Source organism: Columbia Basin potato purple top phytoplasma (assembly GCF_028595955.1).
In the GTDB taxonomy this organism is placed as follows: domain Bacteria; phylum Bacillota_I; class Bacilli_A; order Acholeplasmatales; family Acholeplasmataceae; genus Phytoplasma.
In genome coordinates this window covers 1-728 of the sequence record NZ_JANHJP010000027.1, presented here as the reverse complement: position 1 = coordinate 728, position 728 = coordinate 1, and the positions used below count along the sequence as shown (strand labels likewise).

The window sequence follows — 728 nt, the reverse complement described above, 5'->3', positions numbered from 1 at the left end:
GCAACGCTACAAATTTTTTTCCCTGATCATGGTTCAGTTGAATCAACAACTGAACCTATCTTATTGCAACAAGAACAACTCCAACAAAAATTACCACTTGGTGAGGAATTAAAAGAAACTAACAAAACAACAGAAAGTCAACAACTAACTCCTGAAGAAATTATCAAAGTGAAAAACTTATTAGAAATTCAACTCCAACAAGAAAAAATTAATAGTTTAACTTTGGAAACACAAAAAGTTAATTTAGAACATTATTTAATTCAAAAACAAGAAGAATTAGAAAATAATCAAAAACTATCAGAACAAGAAAAACAAGAACCCCAAAATGAAATTAACCAATTAACTACTAATTTTCAACAAAAAGAAAAAGAATATCAAGCAACTATCTACCAAAAAGAGCAAGAAACCACCCACTTAAACCAAACCATCAACGAACAAGCTAAAGAAATTAACCGTTTAAGTGAGAAATTAGAAAAACAAATCTACAAATAGGTAAAAAAAGCCTACATATTGAAACCCTCGAAGGAACTATTAAGGCTTTAGAAAACGTTTCTGGTAAATATCTTGAAGAAAACGCCGAACTCCGTAATGAAATCAATAAACTAAAGAAAAAATAAAAGACGAACAAAAAGCCCATGAAAAAACTAAAGTAAATTTAAAAACAAGAAGTGATAATTTAACTCAAAAAACAAGAAAAATTACAAAAAATAGATTTTAATGATCCAAAA

Annotated in this window: 1 pseudogene; it reads left to right on the top strand. The window is 27.9% G+C overall.

The features are described 5' to 3' along the window. Positions 1–492: pseudogene (locus M8044_RS02470) on the top strand (hypothetical protein); the annotation flags it as partial. Between the last annotated feature and the right edge of the window lie 236 nt (positions 493–728).